General features: G+C 65.1%; 18 protein-coding genes. 11 read left to right on the top strand and 7 right to left on the bottom strand.

The features are described from left to right. The first annotated feature begins 17 nt into the window (after window positions 1–17). Together AC4PTO_RS15425 and AC4PTO_RS15420 are read left to right on the top strand one after the other, a co-directional pair. Complete coding sequence (locus tag AC4PTO_RS15425; protein WP_492729954.1) at window positions 18–1,433, top strand: mannose-1-phosphate guanylyltransferase/mannose-6-phosphate isomerase; 1,416 nt, start codon at window positions 18–20, stop codon at window positions 1,431–1,433. Between the two features lie 546 nt (window positions 1,434–1,979). Continuing rightward, the gene (locus AC4PTO_RS15420; protein ID WP_492729952.1) at window positions 1,980–2,672 is read left to right on the top strand and encodes a sugar transferase; all 693 of its coding nucleotides are present in this window, start codon (window positions 1,980–1,982) and stop codon (window positions 2,670–2,672) included. Here the strand turns inward: AC4PTO_RS15420 and AC4PTO_RS15415 are convergent. Next, on the bottom strand, window positions 2,666–4,093 hold the full coding sequence (locus tag AC4PTO_RS15415) for an efflux transporter outer membrane subunit (protein WP_492729950.1): 1,428 nt from the start codon (window positions 4,091–4,093) through the stop codon (window positions 2,666–2,668). The two genes, AC4PTO_RS15420 and AC4PTO_RS15415, sit on opposite strands and share 7 nt — an antisense overlap. Window positions 4,094–4,434: 341 nt before the next feature. Here AC4PTO_RS15415 and AC4PTO_RS15410 point away from each other — a divergent pair, with 341 nt between their 5' ends. Next, on the top strand, window positions 4,435–4,650 hold the full coding sequence (locus AC4PTO_RS15410; protein ID WP_492729949.1) for a hypothetical protein: 216 nt from the start codon (window positions 4,435–4,437) through the stop codon (window positions 4,648–4,650). 177 nt (window positions 4,651–4,827) lie between these two features. Here the strand turns inward: AC4PTO_RS15410 and AC4PTO_RS15405 are convergent, their stop codons facing one another. Further along, on the bottom strand, window positions 4,828–5,325 hold the full coding sequence (locus AC4PTO_RS15405) for an ATP-binding protein (RefSeq protein ID WP_492729947.1): 498 nt from the start codon (window positions 5,323–5,325) through the stop codon (window positions 4,828–4,830). After that, entirely contained in the window at window positions 5,315–5,662 is a 348-nt protein-coding gene (locus AC4PTO_RS15400) for an STAS domain-containing protein (RefSeq protein WP_492729945.1), read from the bottom strand. Before AC4PTO_RS15400 ends, AC4PTO_RS15405 begins: the two co-directional genes overlap by 11 nt. A gap of 99 nt (window positions 5,663–5,761) precedes the next feature. Between AC4PTO_RS15400 and AC4PTO_RS15395 the strand changes: the two genes are divergently transcribed. The 4 genes from AC4PTO_RS15395 to AC4PTO_RS15380 all read left to right on the top strand — a co-directional run bounded on the left by AC4PTO_RS15395 (window position 5,762) and on the right by AC4PTO_RS15380 (window position 8,793). After that, the gene (locus AC4PTO_RS15395) at window positions 5,762–6,937 is read left to right on the top strand and encodes an acetyl-CoA C-acyltransferase (protein ID WP_492729941.1); all 1,176 of its coding nucleotides are present in this window, start codon (window positions 5,762–5,764) and stop codon (window positions 6,935–6,937) included. An 11-nt stretch (window positions 6,938–6,948) separates the two neighbouring features. Beyond that, on the top strand, window positions 6,949–7,404 hold the full coding sequence (locus tag AC4PTO_RS15390; protein WP_492729939.1) for a GAF domain-containing protein: 456 nt from the start codon (window positions 6,949–6,951) through the stop codon (window positions 7,402–7,404). A gap of 71 nt (window positions 7,405–7,475) precedes the next feature. Further along, on the top strand, window positions 7,476–8,108 hold the full coding sequence (locus AC4PTO_RS15385) for a LysE family translocator (RefSeq protein WP_492729937.1): 633 nt from the start codon (window positions 7,476–7,478) through the stop codon (window positions 8,106–8,108). Window positions 8,109–8,139: 31 nt separating this feature from the next. Beyond that, window positions 8,140–8,793, top strand: a complete 654-nt coding sequence (locus tag AC4PTO_RS15380; RefSeq protein ID WP_492729935.1) for a pseudouridine synthase — start codon at window positions 8,140–8,142, stop codon at window positions 8,791–8,793. Here AC4PTO_RS15380 and AC4PTO_RS15375 read toward each other — a convergent pair. The 4 genes from AC4PTO_RS15375 to AC4PTO_RS15360 all read right to left on the bottom strand — a co-directional run bounded on the left by AC4PTO_RS15375 (window position 8,790) and on the right by AC4PTO_RS15360 (window position 12,912). Beyond that, window positions 8,790–9,938 carry a saccharopine dehydrogenase C-terminal domain-containing protein gene (locus AC4PTO_RS15375; protein ID WP_492729933.1) on the bottom strand — a complete coding sequence of 383 codons (1,149 nt, stop codon included), beginning with the start codon at window positions 9,936–9,938 and terminating at the stop codon, window positions 8,790–8,792. The genes AC4PTO_RS15380 and AC4PTO_RS15375 overlap by 4 nt on opposite strands. A gap of 9 nt (window positions 9,939–9,947) precedes the next feature. Then, window positions 9,948–10,205 carry a WGR domain-containing protein gene (locus tag AC4PTO_RS15370; protein WP_492729931.1) on the bottom strand — a complete coding sequence of 86 codons (258 nt, stop codon included), beginning with the start codon at window positions 10,203–10,205 and terminating at the stop codon, window positions 9,948–9,950. Between the two features lie 68 nt (window positions 10,206–10,273). Continuing rightward, window positions 10,274–10,990, bottom strand: a complete 717-nt coding sequence (locus tag AC4PTO_RS15365) for a response regulator transcription factor (RefSeq protein ID WP_492729929.1) — start codon at window positions 10,988–10,990, stop codon at window positions 10,274–10,276. Continuing rightward, window positions 10,987–12,912 carry a hybrid sensor histidine kinase/response regulator gene (locus AC4PTO_RS15360; RefSeq protein ID WP_492729927.1) on the bottom strand — a complete coding sequence of 642 codons (1,926 nt, stop codon included), beginning with the start codon at window positions 12,910–12,912 and terminating at the stop codon, window positions 10,987–10,989. Before AC4PTO_RS15360 ends, AC4PTO_RS15365 begins: the two co-directional genes overlap by 4 nt. A 190-nt stretch (window positions 12,913–13,102) precedes the next feature. On the opposite strand from AC4PTO_RS15360, the gene AC4PTO_RS15355 reads away from it, so the two are divergent. The 4 genes from AC4PTO_RS15355 to AC4PTO_RS15340 all read left to right on the top strand — a co-directional run bounded on the left by AC4PTO_RS15355 (window position 13,103) and on the right by AC4PTO_RS15340 (window position 17,180). Next, window positions 13,103–15,070 (top strand): long-chain fatty acid--CoA ligase, encoded by a 1,968-nt coding sequence (locus AC4PTO_RS15355; RefSeq protein WP_492729925.1) that lies wholly within the window; start codon window positions 13,103–13,105, stop codon window positions 15,068–15,070. After that, window positions 15,067–15,885, top strand: a complete 819-nt coding sequence (locus tag AC4PTO_RS15350) for an ABC transporter ATP-binding protein (protein WP_492729923.1) — start codon at window positions 15,067–15,069, stop codon at window positions 15,883–15,885. Before AC4PTO_RS15355 ends, AC4PTO_RS15350 begins: the two co-directional genes overlap by 4 nt. Window positions 15,886–15,895: 10 nt before the next feature. Beyond that, entirely contained in the window at window positions 15,896–16,882 is a 987-nt protein-coding gene (locus tag AC4PTO_RS15345; RefSeq protein ID WP_492729921.1) for a branched-chain amino acid ABC transporter permease, read from the top strand. Between the two features lie 118 nt (window positions 16,883–17,000). Continuing rightward, a complete protein-coding gene (locus AC4PTO_RS15340; protein WP_492729919.1) occupies window positions 17,001–17,180 on the top strand; it encodes a hypothetical protein in 180 nt (59 codons plus the stop codon). Window positions 17,181–17,215: the final 35 nt, after the last annotated feature.

The raw sequence follows: 17,215 nt of genomic DNA, 5'->3' as shown, positions 1-17,215 counted from the left end.
TTCGGAGTAAGCAATTCATGATTCATCCCGTTATCCTTTGTGGTGGCTCCGGAAGCCGGATGTGGCCCAGCTCGCGCAAGGCTTTCCCCAAGCAGTTCGCGGCCTTCCTGAACGGGCGCAGCCTGTTTCAGGATACGCTGGCGCGCGTTTCGGGCCCCGAATTCACCGCGCCCACGATCGTCACCAATGACGATTTCCGTTTCCTTGCGCAGGATCAGGCGGTCGAACTGGGCGTGACCGATGCCGAGATCATCCTTGAGCCGGTGGCGCGCGATACTGCCCCCGCGATCCTGACCGCCGCCCTGCGCCTTGAGGAGACGCCCGAGGCGCTGATGCTGGTCGTGCCCTCAGATCACCTGATCCGCGACGCGCAGGCCTTTGCGGCCGCGGTCGAGGCCGGGCAGACCGCGGCCGAGGGTGGCGCGCTCGTGGCCTTTGGTGTGACACCGCAGCGCCCCGATACGGGCTATGGCTATCTGGAACTGGCCGGCGATGCGCGTGCGCGGATCGCCACGCCGCTTGCCAGCTATTCCGAAAAGCCCGATCGCGCGCGGGCCGAGGCGATGCTGGCGGCGGGGAACTACCTGTGGAACTCGGGCATCTTCCTGTTTCGCGTGGCCGACCTTCTTGAGGCCTATGCCCGGCATGCGCCCGAACTGATCGCGCCCTGCCGTGCGGCCCTTGAGGCGGCGGAAAAGGATCTGGGCTTCCTGCGCCTTGGTGCCGCGGATTATGCCAAGGCCGATGCGATCTCGATCGACTATGCCGTGATGGAAAAGGCCAGCGGCGTTGTGGCCGTGCCGCTTGGTGCGGACTGGTTGGACCTTGGCAGCTGGTTCACGCTGCATGCCTTCCAGGCCGAAGGGAAGAAGCGCCTGGCGCTGTCGGGCGCGGTGACGGCGATCGACTGCACCGATACCCTGCTGCGCTCCGAAGATGAGAACATCCACCTTGTCGGGCTGGGCCTGAAGAACATCGCCGCGATCGCCATGCGCGATGCCGTCCTGGTGGCCGATCTGGACCGCGCGCAGGACGTGCGCGCCGTGGTCGAGGAATTGCAGCGCAAGAACGTGCCGCAGGCGGTGGAATTCCCGCGCTGCCATCGCCCCTGGGGCTGGTATGAGACGCTGTGCCTGCGCGACCGCTTCCAGGTCAAGCGGATCATGGTCAAGCCGGGCGGCATCCTGAGCCTGCAAAGCCATGTGCACCGGGCCGAGCACTGGATCGTGGTGCGCGGCACCGCCCGCGTGACCATCGACGAAACGGTCCAGCTGCTGTCCGAGAACCAGTCGGTCTATATTCCGCTGGGGGCCGTGCACCGGATGGAAAACCCCGGCAAGGTACCGATGTTCCTGATCGAGGTTCAGACCGGCTCGTATCTGGGTGAGGATGACATCATCCGATACGAGGATGTCTATAACCGCGCCAAGTGATCGGAATTGCATCGCGCGGTGGGCGGAACTATTTCTGGTGGGATGTTTGCGCAAACATACGCGATGTTGATTGTTTTGCAACCGGATCTGGCGATCCCGGTCAGTCTTGTGCAGGGCTTCAGTCATGCTTTAGCCCCAATCGGCAATTAGATCCGAGGAATTCTGGGACCGGTGCAAGCCCATCTGATTCGGGGTGTCCCAATGGCCGCACAACTCCAAATTGCGCCCCCTCAATCACTGATTGCACCCGTTGTGTCGCAAATGTGGTCAGGAAAACCGTAGTTGCGTTTTTGGCAGAAATTGGGCAACAGTGCATTAACCCCATTAAGTGCAACTGCCGCGTGTGGGCTATTCTTTTTCTTTTGTTTTCAGTTTGTTATGCCAATGATGTGATTAAGTTGTCTGTTTGGGGTAGTTTACAGTTGGTTGCCGCTATGTGTTACTTGGGCATCTAAAGATAGCCGATGGGCTCCCGTAGTTTGGTTCAGTGCGTTTCAGGTGCGGAGTGACATCGATGCAGAAAGACTTTTCGGGTCGGGGTGCGACATGACCGTACACTTGAAGGATTTCGCCCAATTTCCGGGCGAGTTGAAATTTATGGAGGCTGTCGAGGCGGCGACCGATAAGCCCGAAGGGTTTTACCGTCGGTTCGGCAAGCGCGGATTTGATATTCTGTTCACGGTCCTGATCGCCCCCGCGGTCCTGACCTTGGTAGGTGTGATCGCCCTTGTGATGAAGGCAACGGGCTATTCCCCGTTCTACACGCAAGAGCGGATCGGCCGGAACGGGCGGCTCTTCAAAATCTACAAGATCCGCACCATGGTTCCGAACGCCGATATGGTGCTTGAGGAGTATCTGCAGAAAGATCCCGACGCGCGCCGCGAATGGGATGCCACTCAGAAGCTGAAGCGCGATCCGCGCATCACCTCGATCGGGGCCTTCTGCCGCAAATCCTCGCTTGATGAGCTGCCGCAGTTCTGGAACGTGTTCAAGGGCGACATGTCGCTGATCGGGCCGCGCCCGATGATGGTGGAACAGCGCGCGCTGTATCCCGGGACGGATTATTACGCGCTGCGCCCCGGCATCACCGGCAAGTGGCAGGTATCGGATCGCAACGAATCCACCTTCGCTGCGCGCGCCGATTATGACGCCGAATACAACCGGACCCTGTCGTTCGGCACCGACCTGTCCATCATGTTGCGCACCGTGAACGTGGTGCTGCGCTGCACGGGCTACTGAGTAGCTGCCGACGCGATTACGGGTGCGCTGTCTTCGGGCAGCGCATCTGCGTTTCCAGACCCCAGGCTGACATTCAACGCCACATAGCTGCGGGCTTTCTGGCGCATGTTTTCGGCAAGGATCAGCTTGGCGTCGGCACTGTTTTCCTGGGCTTCCAATAGGGCGGGGATCGTCGCGCCGTCTTTCGAGACCAGATCCCGCGTCAGTGAAACGGTTTCGTCATAAAGATTGACGGTGCGCTGCGAACGGCTGACCGCTTCGGTGCTGGCGGAGTAGCCAAGGAGCGCGCTTTCCACATCGTATAGCGCGTCCAGAACCGCGCCTTTCCACGATGCATTGGCCTGCCGGACGCGGGATTCACGCACGCTGACGGCCGCGCGGCGCGGGCTGTCGGGCAGGGCAGGCAGAACGATGCTGGGGCCGAACACATATTCGCTGCCCGATCCATTCCCCGAAAGCGATACGAGACTGATCGAGCCGGTCAGCGACAGTTGCGGGTAGAGGCTTGCCCGCGCGACGGCAAGATCCGAAAGCGAGGCGTAGTAAAGCCGTTCCGCGATGCGGATATCGGGCCGGTTGCGCATGAGGTCCGAGGGGATGCCGACATTGGGCGTGATCGCGGGACGCAACTGCCGCGTCGAACGGTCCAGATCGACAGGCAGTGATCCGGGGGCCATGCCAAGCAGCGTTGCAATGCGGTATTTCTCTTGCCCGATCGCGGCGCGCAGCATGGGGATGACGGCCTCGGTCTCGGCCAGGCGGGCTTCGGTCTGCACAAGGTCCAGACGCGTGCCGGACCCCTGGTCGACAAGCGTACGGGTCAGGTTCAGTGTCTGGCGTCGGGCGCGGACCTCTTCCTGCCGGACCGCCAGAAGTTGCTGGCGATAGCGCAGATCGATCACCGCATTGCAGAGGTTTTGCAGCAGCAGCAGGCGTGCGGCGGCCACCTCGGCGTCGGCAACCTCGACCAGCGCCTTCGAGGCTTTGACCTGTTCGCGCCGCGCGCCGTAAGGGTCGAGCAGCCACGAGAACTCAAGCCCCGCGGCAGTGCGCGTACGCGGGGAGCCGCCATAGGCCTTGGTGCGCTTCGCCTCGAGGTCGGGTGTCAGCGAGGCTTCGGCAGGGATGCTGTCGACCTGGGCGAGCGCTTCGTTCACGCGCTCTCTTGCGATGGCAAGGTCGATGTTCTCGCGCATCGCGCGGTCGATCAGCGCGTTCAGCGTTGGATCCTTGAAGCCGCGCCACCATTCGGTATTCGACAGCAGAACGGGCGAGCCACCCTTTGCCGAGGCGTAACTGTTCTTGAAACCGAATGCGGGTGCGAAATAGGGCTGCTCCGGCGCACATGCCGCAAGCGCTATAGCTGCGGTTGTCAGTGCCACGCCAACTCTCGGCGCCAGGCGCCGCGTCTTGTCGTTCATCTCTTGCCTGCCTTCCCGGACGCCCCGATTTTTCGGTGTGCGCTTTGCGGATCTGCCTCAACGTAAGCATGGCGCAGGAAATGCCATCCGGCAAGCTTGCGGTGCATGTGGGCAACAAATTGTGCCGCTATTGCATCACCTGGGGGTATGGCACCTCGGGCGCAAGCGTTGGAAATTTACGGAAACCCGGGGGGTTAGAAGGGAAATAGTGAGATTGCGGGATCGTGTTTTCCGGGCGATATCGCAAACGCCACAGGGCCACGCCAGAATCGCCCAATTCCTGACACAAACGGATTCCAGCTTGGACGCGTGGAAGTTGTGGTCATGGGAAGGAAGCGATCGTGTTGGTTGGATCAATCATCCTGGGTAGCATTGCCGGCTATTTCGCGGCTGGCGCGGCGCTGATCCTTGGGCATTCGTTCCTGACGGCGCTTGTCGTGTTGTTCGCGGCTGCGGCGTTGGTCAGCCTTCTGGCCCTTGTCTATGCGTTGGTAAAGCCGCTGTGCATCATGTCCGTGCGGCGCGACCCATTGCTTTTGACGCAAGAAATCGACTGACCCTGCCTTTCCGGCCTTGGATCGCGGCGGCATCACGCAATCCGATCCGAAGGGGCCGACAAGACTCCGGCGGTAGGCAGCGCCCGCATCCGCCGGACTTTCCCTTTCAACACGATCAGCACCCGGATGACGTTGCCGACCGAGTCGGCGGCGCCGATCTTTTGCAGCGATTCCGGCTCAGGCGGGTTCAAGCGGCAGCCGGAAGGCCAGAAGATTGTGCCCGTTCTCATGACGATAGCCGAGTTCCTCGGCCAGGTCGCGAATCAGGAACCAGCCAAAACCTCCCTCGGGCAGCTTGCCGGGATCGGGGCGGACATGCCCGCCCGCCCCCTCGGACTCGCTGTGCAGCAGGCATTCAAGCGGCAGCGCCGTGCCATCGTCGCTGACCGCGCAATTCATGCCCCGCCGGTCGCGCACGATAGACAGGGTGATGCTGCCCTCTCCCGAATTCTCGTAGCCGTGTTCGACGATGTTGTTCAGAACCTCGGCCAGGATAAGCTCCAGCGTGCCGGCTTCCGTTTCGGTCATCTGGCGCAGAAACCGGGCCATGGCCGCGCGCAGGGCATAGCGGACGGACAGCGGGTCGGCCACGAACTGATAGTGGAATATCCGCGGCTCGGCCCGTTGCAACATGCGCTGAATCTGGACCTTCTCGGTTCTGCGCTTAGCCAGCATCGCGTGCCCCTTCGCAAAGGGCCGAGTCGAGTGTTTCATGAATGCGAAACACGCCGTCCATGCGCGTCAGGCGAAACACCCGCGCCACGTTTGGCGTCAGCGCGGCCAGCTCCAGCCGCTTTTCGGGCGACAGGGATTTCATCACCGCCACCACCGCACCAAGACCCGAGCTGTCCAGAAACTCCACAAGCGACAGGTCCAGCACCACGCGATCGGCGGGCGGGGCGGTAAGGTCGCGCATCAGATCCTTGAAGCGGATGGCGACCGCCGCGTCGATCCGGGATTCGTTCACATGCACGACCAGCGTGCCGCCATGGGGTTCTGCTTCCAGCTGCATTCACGGGCTCCGACCAAAGAAGTTCACGCCGAGGCTAGACGGCAATGCTTACCATTCGGTATCCGTAGACCGGGATTTGAGGGGCAGGAGGATCTGGCGATGGGTGTGGTGATCTCGGGTGCGGCGCGTACGCCGATGGGCGGGCTTCAGGGGGCGTTCGCCTCGGTGCCGGCGGCAAGGCTGGGGGGCGCGGCGATCGCGGCGGCGCTGGTGCGGGCGGGCGTTGCGCCGGCGCGCGTGGACGAGTTGCTGATGGGATGCGTGCTGCCCGCCGGGCAAGGGCAGGCCCCGGCGCGCCAGGCGGGCTTTGCCGCCGGCCTGCCGCAGGATGTTCCGGCGACGACGCTGAACAAGATGTGCGGCTCGGGCATGAAGGCGGCGATGGTGGCCTATGACCAGATCGCCTCGGGCGGGGCCGGCGTGGTGGTGGCCGGCGGGATGGAAAGCATGACGAACGCGCCCTACCTGCTGGGCAAGATGCGCTCGGGCGCGCGTCTGGGCCATGCGCAGGCGCTTGATCACGTGTTTCTTGACGGGCTTGAGGATGCCTATGACAAGGGCCGCCTGATGGGCACCTTCGCCGAGGATTGCGCCACGGCCTTCGGGTTCACGCGCGAGGCGCAGGACGCCTATGCCCTTGCCTCGCTGTCGCGCGCGCTTGAGGCGCAGGCAAGCGGGGCCTTCGCGGCCGAGATCGTGCCGGTCACCGTGGCGGGACGCGGCGGCGAGAGCGTGGTGGGGCAGGACGAACAGCCCGGCCTTGCGCGCCCCGAGAAGATCCCCGCGCTGAAGCCTGCCTTCCGCGCCGGCGGCACGGTGACGGCGGCGAATTCGTCCTCGATCTCGGACGGGGCGGCGGCGCTGGTGCTGGCCTCGGAAGAGGTTGCGCGGGCCGAGGGGATGCCCGTCCGCGCCCGCATCCCCGGCCATGCAAGCCATGCCCAGGCCCCGGCCGAGTTTCCGACCGCGCCGGTCCCGGCGGCCGAAAAGCTTCTGGCCCGGCTTGGCTGGAGCGCCGCCGATGTCGACCTGTGGGAGGTGAACGAGGCCTTCGCTGTGGTGCCCATGGCCTTCATGGCGCGGATGGGCATCGCGCATGAGCGGGTGAACGTGAATGGCGGTGCCTGCGCGCTTGGCCATCCGATCGGGGCCTCGGGCGCGCGGATCATGGTCACGCTTCTGCACGCGCTCGAGGCGCGGGGGCTGAAGCGCGGCATCGCCGCGATCTGCATCGGCGGGGGCGAGGGCACCGCGATCGCCATCGAACGCCCCTGAAGGACCGTCCGATGCGCGTGAACTATGCCGACCTGCGCCGCGCGATCCTTTCGCTGACGGAGGGCGAGACCGACGAGGTCGCGCTCATGGCGACGCTTGCCTGCGAGATCCACCATGCCGACAGCCGCTTCGACTGGACCGGCTTCTACCGGGTGACCGAACCGGGCGTGCTGAAGATCGGGCCCTATCAGGGCGGGCACGGCTGTCTGGTGATTCCGTTTTCCCGCGGGGTCTGCGGTGCTGCCGCGCGGCTTTGCGCGGTGCAGATCGTGCCCGATGTCGAGGCCTTCGCGGGCCATATCGCCTGTTCGTCCTCGACCCGGTCCGAGATCGTTCTTCCGGTCTTCGGGCGCGGCGGGCGGCTGATCGGGGTTCTCGATATCGACAGCGACCGCGCCGATGCCTTCGATCAGGCGGATGCCGAGGCCCTTGCGGGGATTCTGTCAGAGGTTTTCGCCGCGGTCTGATTTTCTGTTTCCAAGGCGCGGGGCGGCGGCTACATCTGGCGCCAAAGCACCCGGTCCGGAGGCGTTGCATCATGTGGGATGTTGTCATGGCCTTCCCGGCCGAAAGCCTGATCGCCTTCACGATCGGCGGGCTGATCCTCAACTTCGCGCCGGGCGCGGATGTGTTCTTCGCTACGGCCTGCGGCATCCAGGGCGGGCCGCGCGCCGGGGCCATGGCGGGGCTGGGCGTGGGGCTTGGCGTCGTGTGGCACATCACGCTGGCTGCGCTTGGCCTTTCGGCGGTGATCGCGGCCCATCCCGGTGCGCTGTCGGTGATCCGCTGGGCGGGGGCGGGCTATCTTCTGTGGCTGGCCTGGAAATCCTGGCGCGCCGGGACGGGCGCGCGGGCGGTGCGCGGCGTGGTAAAGCCCCTGCGTGCGGTGGGGCGGGGGTTCCTGTCCAACGCGCTGAACCCCAAGCCCGTGCTGTTCATCCTTGCCTTCCTGCCGCAATTCACCCGGCCCGATTATGGCCCGATCTGGCAGCAGGTGGTGATCCTTGGCACCATCTTCGCCTTTACCGGCACGCTGGTGACGATGGGCTACGGCATCGTCGCGGGCTGGCTTGGCCGGTCGCTTTCCGCGCGGATGGGGGCGGTGAACAAGATCGCGGCGGTGATGTTCGGCGGGCTTGCCGCGCGCCTTGTCTGGGACGGGGCCGCTTGACGCGCCTGCGCCGAGCGGGCACTCCGGCGCGATGAACGATTTCGTCTATGCCCCGCCGCCCGAGGCGCCGTGCATCCTGCATGCCGATCATGAAATCCTCGTGGTCGACAAGCCCGCGGGCCTGTTGTCCGTTCCGGGTCGGGGCGCGGACCGGGCCGATTGCCTGATCGCGCGGCTGAGCGGCGCCTATCCCGAGGTGCTTCTGGTGCACCGGCTGGATCTGGATACCTCGGGGGTGATGGTCTTTGCCCTGACCCCGCATGCGCAGCGCCATCTGGGCCGCCAGTTCGAGGAACGGCAGACGAAGAAGGTCTATCTTGCGCGGCTCTGGGGGCATCTGAACCCCGAGCGCGGGCGGGTGGACCTGCCGCTGATCGTCGACTGGCCGAACCGGCCGCGCCAGCATGTGAACCATGAAACCGGCCGCCCGGCACAGACCGACTGGCGCGTGCTGCGCCACGAGGCCGATGGCACCACCCGCGTGCGCCTGATGCCGCTGACCGGGCGCAGCCACCAGTTGCGCGTGCACATGATGGAGCTGGGCCACCCGATCCTTGGCGATCCGCTTTACGCCACGGGCGCCGCGCGTGCCTTTCCGCGCCTGATGCTGCATGCCGAAAGCCTGCGTCTGCGCCATCCCGACAGCGGCCGGCACATGACCTTCTCGGCACCCTGCCCGTTCTAGGGATGCGCGCGCGTCAGATCGCGCTTGGCCAGGTATTGCGCCTGGCTTTCCAGGGCGCCCAGCCAGCGGTGCACCAGCTTCGGGTCATGGGGCGCGCTGTGCAGCCCCGCGGGGATCTCGTGGGCCAGGATCGCCTCGACGGCATGGGACAGCGTGCCCGATACCAGCCGCGCCATGGCCGAGCCGCGCGCATCGCCCTTTGCGTCCAGCGCCCAGGCCTTGTGCCAGACGGTCGCGCCATCGCGCTTCACCGCAAGGTCGACCACCAGAACCACGCGGTCGGCCTCGTCCGGGGCATAGGCGTTGTCGTGCCACAGGCGTTCGGCAAGCGCGGCCAGCCGGGTTTCGGCGTCCGGCCCGCCATCTTCCAGCGCGGCAAAGACCGGCTGCCATGCATCGGCCCAGCCCAGAAGGCGGATCGTGCCGCGCATGAAATCCTCGATCCGCCATTCGGGATCGAAGCGGTATTCCGCGCGATAGGGCAGCGAATCGCGGTTGGGATAGACCTCGAAGGTCTCGGGCTGCGGCAGGGGCGCGTCATAACGCAGGATCGCGTCCCAGGGGTGGCTGACCGACAGTTCCGAGAAATGCCGGATCGAGCGGGACGGCGCCCGGAGCGCGCGCAGAACGCCAAGCGGCGACCAGCTGAACTTGTAGCGAAAGGCGTTCGGAACCGCCGGAACCCCGCCGCAGCAGGACCGGAACGAGATCGTGTTGCCCGGCGCCACCTTGCCGCTGGCGCGGTAATCGGCCACCAGGTCATGCGCCATCAGATGGTCGATGCCCGGATCAAGCCCGACCTCGGCCACAAGCGCCACCCCGGCCTCGCGCGCGGGGGTGTCAAGCGCGCGCAACCCCTCGGTGATGTAGGACGAGCAGGCGAAATGCGCCCGGCCGCGCAGCGCGATCCGGGCCAGCGGCAGGTGCATCTCGGGCGGCAGCATGGAAACCACGATGTCGCCGGGGCGCAGCTCGGCCGCAAGCGCCTCTTCCGAGAAGTCGCGCAACAGGGCGCTGCGCGGGGCGACAAGGGCGCGCGCGGCGCTTTCGTCGATATGCCAAAGCCGGATGTCATGGCCCGCATCCAGCAACCTGCGCAGGCCCGGCCCCGAAGACAGCCCCGTTCCGCACCAATGCACCGTCATCATGGCCCCCTAGCGCTGCGCCAGCCGGCGTTCGGTCAGATGGTATCCGCGGGCCTGCGCACGGCGGTGGCAGCTATCGGCGGCCAGCACCGCATCGCGCAGGTTGGAAAACCAGCTCAGGCTCTGGCGCCCGCGGCGCCCCGCCTGCCCCCATTCGCGCAGCACCGAATATTCCCCGAAAAGGTTGTCGGCGACCTCGACGCGATAGAACGATCGCGCGGGCAGGGGGCGTCCGCGCGCCCCGCGATGCAGGATGAGGGTCAGCATGGCAGTGCCTTCCGGTCAGGTTTCATCCCTAAAGAATCAGAAGCGGCGCGGCGGGGCCAGAGGAATCTTCACCCCCAGGCGACATCCCCCAGAAAGATATAGCCAGCGCCGTATATCGTCTTGATAAGATGTGGGTTCTTCGGATCTTCGCCCAGCTTGGTGCGCAACCGCGAGATCCGCACATCCATCGCCCGGTCAAAGCTTTCGCTGGCCGCGCCGCCAAGCGCCTCTTGCATCTGCGCCCGCGAGATCAGCCGGTTGGGGCTTTCGAGAAACAGCCGCAGCACCTCGCCCTCGGCATGCGAGAAGGGCACCTCGTTGCCCTTGGCATCGATCAGCACATAGCGTTCGAAATGCGCGGTCCAGCCGGCGAACCGTGCGCTTTGCGCCTGCTGCGGGGTATCGCCGCGGCCCTTGCGCAGCCGGGCGCGGATGCGGGCCACGACCTCGGCGGGATCGAAGGGCTTGATGATGTAGTCGTCGGCGCCCAGCTCAAGCCCGGTGACGCGGTCCTGCACCTGCGCCCGCCCCGAGATGATGATGATCGCCGCGCCCGATTCCAGCGCGAGCCGATGGACCAGCGCCAGGCCGTCGCGGTCGGGCAGGCCAAGATCGACCAGGCAGACATCGGGGGCGGTGCGCTTCAGCCCGGCCTCGAACTCGGTTGCGCGCCCGTAGCAGGTGGTGCGAAAGCCCGCCTCTTCCAGGGTATCCGACAGCATCCGCCGGATTTCGGGTTCGTCGTCCAGAATGGCGACATGGGGGGCTTGGGCGGATGGGGTCATGCATGCACTCCGGTCGCCGCGAGAAAGGCGGCGAGTTCCGTTTCTGTAAAGGGTTTTTGCAGCACCGGACAGGGCGCTCGGGCGCGTGTCGCATCGCCGGGCGGAAGCGAGGTCATCAGCCCGACCGCCAGCCCCCGCCCGCCGAGCGCCTGCGCCAGATCCACCCCGCTGCGCGTTCCTTGCAGGTTGATGTCGGACAGCACCATCCCGATCTCGGGCAGCGCGGCAAGGGCTTCGGCCTCGTCGGCGCTTGCGGTTTCCAGCACGGAATGGCCAAGGCGGCGCAGCATCTCGCGCACCTCGGTGCGGATCTCCTCGTTGTCCTCGACCAGAAGCACCAGCATCGGCGTACCCGGCGCCTCGGCGGGGCGCAGCGGCAGGCGCAGGGTGACGCGCGCGCCGGTGCCGGTGTTTTCCAGCCGCACCGTGCCGCCGGCCAGCTTGGTCTGGTCATAGACCATGGACAGGCCAAGGCCCGACCCCTCGCCGCCCTTGGTGGTGAAGAACGGATCGAGCCCGCGTTCCAGCGCCTCGTCCGAAAAGCCCGGTCCGGTATCGCTCACCGCGATCTCGGCCCATGTGTCGCGCAGGGCATGGGCCTCAAGGCGGATCAGGCCGCCCGCGGGGCCGATCGCATCGCGCGCGTTCAGCATCAGGTTCAGAAGGCTGTCCTGCAAGGGTCCGGGGTCCAGAAGGATCGGCTGATCGAGGGCCTCCACGTCAATCTCCAACCCGACCTTCGGGCCAAGGGTCGGGCCCGCCATCGCGGCAAGATCGGCCAGAAGGCTTGCCAGCACGACGGGCTGGGGGCGCAGTTCCCGCGGGCCCGAGATGGCGGCCAGCCGTTCCAGAAGCGTGCCCCCGCGCCGCGCCGCGGCAAGGGTGGCGCGCACCAGATCCTGCGCCTCGCCGGGCAGGGCCTCCATGCGGTCCAGCCTGCCCTGAAGGCCAAGGATGATGGTCAGCAGATTGGCGAAATCATGCGCCAGCCCCGAGGAAAGCTGCGCGGCCAGTTCGCGCTTGGCGGTCTGGGCCAGGGCGGCGCGCGCCTGGGTTTCCTGCGTGACATCGGTAGACAGGACATAGACGCCAAGGATGGCATCGTCATCGCCGCTGCGATCGGGGGTGAAGGCGATGCGGATGCGCCGCCCCGACGGCTCATGCGTGATCTCGATCACGCTGGCCTCGCCGGCAAGGGCGCGCAGCAGGGCCGGCTCAAGGCGCAGATAGGTCGCGGGGTCCAGCGCCTCGGCGGCAGAGCGCCCGACGATATCGGACAGGCTGCCCGGCATGACCGCCGAAAGCCGCCGGTTCGAGAAGGTGTAGCGCAGGTCGCGGTCCAGATGGGCGATATGCGCGGGCATCATCTCGGTCACCTGCCGGGTGCGGGCCTCGATCGCGGTCAGCTGGCGCTTGGCCTCTTCCAGCGCGGTATTGGTGGCGCCAAGCGCGCGGTTGGCGCCGGCCAGGGCCTCGGCATGGTCCAGAACCTGGCCCGACAGCTCTTCCGAGCGGGCGCGCAACAGCATCTCCTGGCGCTTGATCTCGGTGATGTCGGTATAGACTGTCACCCATCCGCCCTGCGGCAGGGGCGACCCCTCGACCGAGACGGTCCGGCCATTGGCGCGCATCCGCTCCATGTAATGGGGCTCGAACGCGCGGGCCTGTTCGACCCGGATGCGCACGGCCTGTTCAAGATCGGGCTGCGGGCCGTATTCGCCGCGCTCGACCAGATAGCGGATGGTTTCCTCGAAAGAGGTGCCGGGCCTGGTCAGCCGGTCGGGCAGGTCGAACATCACCTGATACTGGCTGTTGCACACCGCAAGGCGCAGGTCGCTGTCAAAGATCGACAGGGCCTGCTGGATCAGGTTCAGCCCTGCCTGGGTCAAGCGTTCGCGCGGATCGTCCGGTGTCATGGCCATGCCTCTTTTCCTATGGCTAGCACCGCCCCGGCCGCGATTGGAAGCATCTATCGCCGCCTGAAAGAATTCGTAACAATTGCGAAAAAGTCAGGAAAAGTTTGACGGCGAGCGTTCAGGCGTGACGCAATGGGCGGCGGAGGAATCGTCCATGGCTGAAGGACGCCGGGCATACCGGCGGGGGGAGGGAATATTGTCTGACGCGAAGGCGGCGGTTGACTCCGCACATTCGATTCCTGCGCTTCTGGCGCGTAACGTGGCGCGTTACGGCGGCCTGCCGGCCTATCGTGAAAAGGAATTCGGGATCTGGCAAAGCTGGACCTGGGCCCAGACCGCCGAGGAAATCCGCGCCATGGCGCTTGGCTTCCTGAGCATCGGGGTCGAGCGGGGCGATCACGTCGCCATCATCGGGCGCAACCGGCCGGCGCATTACTGGGCCATGGTGGCCGCGCAGATGTGCGGGGCCATTCCCGTGCCGCTGTATCAGGATGCCGTCGCCGAAGAGATGGCCTATGTTCTGGAACATTGCGGCGCGCGTTTCGTGGTCTGCGGCGATCAGGAGCAGGTCGACAAGGTCGTCGAGGTCGAGGACCGCATCCACCACATCCAGCATGTGATGTATTTCGACAAGCGCGGTATGCGGAAATACGACCATTCGCGCATGAACGCATTGGGCGACGTGCAGGCCGAGGGCCGCGCGGGTCATTACCGCTACGAGCAGGAACTGGACGCGCGCATCGCGGAACTGACCTACGATTCGACCTGCGTGATGCTTTACACCTCGGGCACCACCGGCAAGCCCAAGGGCGTGGTGCTTTCGAACCGCAACATCATCGAAACCGCGAAGGCCTCGTCCGAGTTCGACCGGCTGAACCACAATGACGAGGTGCTGGCCTATCTGCCGATGGCCTGGGTGGGCGATTTCATCTTCTCGATCGGGCAGGCCTACTGGACGGGCTTCACCGTGAACTGCCCCGAAAGCGCCGCCACCATGATGACCGACCTGCGCGAGATCGGACCGACCTATTTCTTCGCCCCGCCGCGCGTGTTCGAGGGCCAGCTGACCAGCGTCATGATCCGGATGGAGGATGCGGGCCGGTTCAAGAAATGGCTGTTCGACCGCTACATGGCCGTGGCGCGCCGCATCGGGCCGAGGATCCTGGACGGAGAGGCCGTGGGCCTTGGCGAGCGGCTGTCCTATTTCCTTGGCGACCTGCTGGTCTATGGCCCGCTGAAGAACACGCTTGGCTATTCGCGCATCCGCGTGGGCTATACCGCGGGCGAGGCGATCGGGCCCGAGATCTTCGATTTCTACCGCTCGCTCGGGATCAACCTCAAGCAGCTTTACGGCCAGACCGAGGCCAGCGTCTTCATCACCCAGCAGCCCGACGGGCAGGTGCGTTCGGATACGGTGGGGGTGCCCTCGCCGGGGGTCGAGGTGCGGATCGCCGAGAGCGGCGAGGTGTTCTACCGCTCGCCGGGGACGTTCGTCGAATATTACAAGAACCCCGAAAGCACCGCCTCGACCAAGGACCCCGAGGGCTGGGTCGCCACGGGCGATGCGGGCTTCTTCGAGGAAGGCACCGGCCATCTGCGCATCATCGACCGCGCCAAGGACGTGGGCAAGATGGCCGACGGACGCCTGTTCGCCCCGAAATATGTCGAGAACAAGCTGAAGTTCTATCCCAACATCCTTGAGGCCGTGGTGTTCGGAAGCGGGCGCGACCGCTGCACCGCCTTCATCAATATCGACCTGACGGCGGTCGGCAACTGGGCCGAGCGCAACAACATCGCCTACGCCTCCTATCAGGAACTTGCCGGTCATCCGAAGGTCTACGAGATGATCCGCAACCATATCGACGAGGTGAACGCGAGCGTCGCGCAGGATCCGATGCTGTCGGGCTGCCAGATCCATCGCTTCCTGATCCTGCACAAGGAGCTGGATGCCGACGACGGAGAGATGACGCGCACGCGCAAGGTGCGGCGCAACGTGATCGAGGAGAAGTTCGGCGATCTGATCGCCGCGCTCTATGACGGGCGCGACAGCATCTACACCGAAACCGAGGTCACCTACGAGGACGGCCGCAAGGGCAAGATCAAGGCAACGCTGAACATCGCGGATGCCAGGGTGATCGCGGAACAGAGGATGGCGGCGGAATGAAAGACACCACCGAAGGATATGTGACCGCGGACGGCCGCAAGATCGGCGGCGTGCTGATGGAGATGAAGAACATCACCCTGCGTTTCGGCGGCGTGGTGGCGATCAAGGACATCAGCTTCGACATCCGCGACGGAGAGATCCGCGCGATCATCGGGCCGAACGGCGCGGGCAAGTCCTCGATGCTGAACGTCATCTCGGGCTTCTACGTTCCGTCCGAGGGCGAGGTCTGGTTCAAGGGCGTGAAGCGCGGCCCGATGAAACCCTATGAGGTGGCCCGCCTTGGCATCGCGCGCACCTTCCAGAACATCGCCCTGTTCGATGGCATGAGCGTGCTCGATAACATCATGACCGGGCGCCTCACCCTGATGAAATCGGGATTGCTCAGCCAGGCGCTCTGGTATGGCGGCGCCTCGCGTGAGGAACACGAGCACCGCGAGAAGGTCGAGAAGATCATCGACTTCCTCGAGATCCAGAACATCCGCAAGACGGCGGTGGGGCGCCTTCCCTACGGGCTGAAGAAGCGGGTCGAGCTTGCCCGCGCGCTTGCCGCCGAGCCGAAGATCCTGCTGCTGGATGAACCGATGGCAGGCATGAACGTCGAGGAAAAAGAGGACATGTGCCGCTTCATCCTGGATGTGAACGACGAATTCGGCACCACCATCGCGCTGATCGAACATGACATGGGCGTGGTCATGGACCTGTCGGACCGTGTCGTCGTGATGGATTATGGCAAGAAGATCGGGGACGGAACGCCCGACGAAGTGCGCAACAACCAGGATGTGATCGACGCCTATCTTGGCGTGTCGCACGACTGAGGGGGACGAGATGCCGGATCAACTGCTTTACGCAATGGAAGTCACCCTCAACGGCCTGATGGCCGGGGTGATGTATTCGCTGGTCGCGCTGGGTTTCGTGCTCATCTTCAAGGCCAGCGGGATCTTCAACTACGCACAGGGCGTGCTGGCGCTGTTTGCGGCGCTGACGCTTGTGGGGTTGCAGAACGGACAGGTGCCGTTCGCGCATCTGATCAACGCGGCTTTCGGCACCAACCTGCACGGCTTCGGCTGGCAGCTTCCGGGCATCGTGGCGATCGCGTTGACGGCGCTGGTCATGGTGGGGCTGGCGATCGCGATCGAGAAGCTTGTTCTCAAGCATCTGGTGAACCAGGCCCCGATCATCCTGTTCATGGCCACCATCGGGCTTGCCTATTTCCTCGAAGGCCTGGGCGATGTGATGTGGGGCGCGGATATCAAGAAGCTGGATGTCGGCCTGCCGCAGGGGATCTCGGAAACGGTGGAATCGGTGACCGACCGGATCTTCGGCTACGGGTTCTTCATCGACAATCTGGATATCGTGGCGACCGTGGTGGCGGTGATCCTTGTCAGCTCGCTCACGCTGTTCAGCCAGTATTCCAAACAGGGCCGTGCCCTGCGCGCGGTGGCCGACGACCATCAGGCCGCGCTGTCGGTCGGGATCTCGCTGCGCTTCATCTGGATCCTGGTCTGGTCGATCGCGGGGTTCGTCGCGCTGGTCGCGGGGATCATGTGGGGCACCAAGTCGGGGGTGCAGTTCTCGCTTTCTCTGATTGCGCTGAAGGCGCTGCCGGTTCTGATGCTGGGCGGATTCACCTCGATCCCCGGCGCCATCGTGGGCGGGCTGATCATCGGCGTGGGCGAGAAGCTGTTCGAGTTCTTCGTGGGTCCGATGATCGGTGGCGCGACGGAAAACTGGTTTGCCTATGTTCTGGCGCTTGGGTTCCTCGTGTTCCGGCCGCAGGGCCTGTTCGGCGAAAAAATCATTGAGCGGGTGTAAGTTATGCATCAATCTGCCGCAGATCTGATCGCAAACGGGTTGGGAGGCCCGGATCGGGGAAAAGGGACGCAAGCGCGGCCCGTTCCGGCCGCGCGGAAACCTGGGAGAGGTTCTGCGAATGAAAAGTTGCGCAATGATGTTCACGATCGGCTGGGCCGCCGCATTGGCGTTCGGATGGCTGGCCCTGGCCGCGCCGGCCAACGAGTCGGTCGCATTGCAGATGACAAACATTCTACTGGCGGCTGCGGGCGCGGGCGCGGGGCTTTGGTCCTGGCTGCGCATCCGGCGCGGCTGCTGACGGGGGCGCGGATCGTCTGCCCCCCGATGGAGAAC

It is taken from the genome of Rhodobacter maritimus, from assembly GCF_058747975.1.
Note: the sequence above shows the minus strand (reverse complement) of the source record. Positions and strands in the feature narration are given on the sequence as shown.

What these genes read in the sequence shown, in the direction of transcription:
- AC4PTO_RS15425 (WP_492729954.1), top strand. Translation starts at nt 18, where the DNA reads ATGATTCATCCCGTTATCCTTTGTGGTGGCTCCGGAAGCCGGATGTGG.
- AC4PTO_RS15420 (WP_492729952.1), top strand. Translation starts at nt 1,980, where the DNA reads ATGACCGTACACTTGAAGGATTTCGCCCAATTTCCGGGCGAGTTGAAA.
- AC4PTO_RS15415 (WP_492729950.1), bottom strand. Translation starts at nt 4,093, where the DNA reads ATGAACGACAAGACGCGGCGCCTGGCGCCGAGAGTTGGCGTGGCACTG.
- AC4PTO_RS15405 (WP_492729947.1), bottom strand. Translation starts at nt 5,325, where the DNA reads ATGCTGGCTAAGCGCAGAACCGAGAAGGTCCAGATTCAGCGCATGTTG.
- AC4PTO_RS15400 (WP_492729945.1), bottom strand. Translation starts at nt 5,662, where the DNA reads ATGCAGCTGGAAGCAGAACCCCATGGCGGCACGCTGGTCGTGCATGTG.
- AC4PTO_RS15395 (WP_492729941.1), top strand. Translation starts at nt 5,762, where the DNA reads ATGGGTGTGGTGATCTCGGGTGCGGCGCGTACGCCGATGGGCGGGCTT.
- AC4PTO_RS15390 (WP_492729939.1), top strand. Translation starts at nt 6,949, where the DNA reads ATGCGCGTGAACTATGCCGACCTGCGCCGCGCGATCCTTTCGCTGACG.
- AC4PTO_RS15385 (WP_492729937.1), top strand. Translation starts at nt 7,476, where the DNA reads ATGTGGGATGTTGTCATGGCCTTCCCGGCCGAAAGCCTGATCGCCTTC.
- AC4PTO_RS15380 (WP_492729935.1), top strand. Translation starts at nt 8,140, where the DNA reads ATGAACGATTTCGTCTATGCCCCGCCGCCCGAGGCGCCGTGCATCCTG.
- AC4PTO_RS15375 (WP_492729933.1), bottom strand. Translation starts at nt 9,938, where the DNA reads ATGACGGTGCATTGGTGCGGAACGGGGCTGTCTTCGGGGCCGGGCCTG.
- AC4PTO_RS15370 (WP_492729931.1), bottom strand. Translation starts at nt 10,205, where the DNA reads ATGCTGACCCTCATCCTGCATCGCGGGGCGCGCGGACGCCCCCTGCCC.
- AC4PTO_RS15365 (WP_492729929.1), bottom strand. Translation starts at nt 10,990, where the DNA reads ATGACCCCATCCGCCCAAGCCCCCCATGTCGCCATTCTGGACGACGAA.
- AC4PTO_RS15360 (WP_492729927.1), bottom strand. Translation starts at nt 12,912, where the DNA reads ATGGCCATGACACCGGACGATCCGCGCGAACGCTTGACCCAGGCAGGG.
- AC4PTO_RS15350 (WP_492729923.1), top strand. Translation starts at nt 15,067, where the DNA reads ATGAAAGACACCACCGAAGGATATGTGACCGCGGACGGCCGCAAGATC.
- AC4PTO_RS15345 (WP_492729921.1), top strand. Translation starts at nt 15,896, where the DNA reads ATGCCGGATCAACTGCTTTACGCAATGGAAGTCACCCTCAACGGCCTG.
- AC4PTO_RS15340 (WP_492729919.1), top strand. Translation starts at nt 17,001, where the DNA reads ATGAAAAGTTGCGCAATGATGTTCACGATCGGCTGGGCCGCCGCATTG.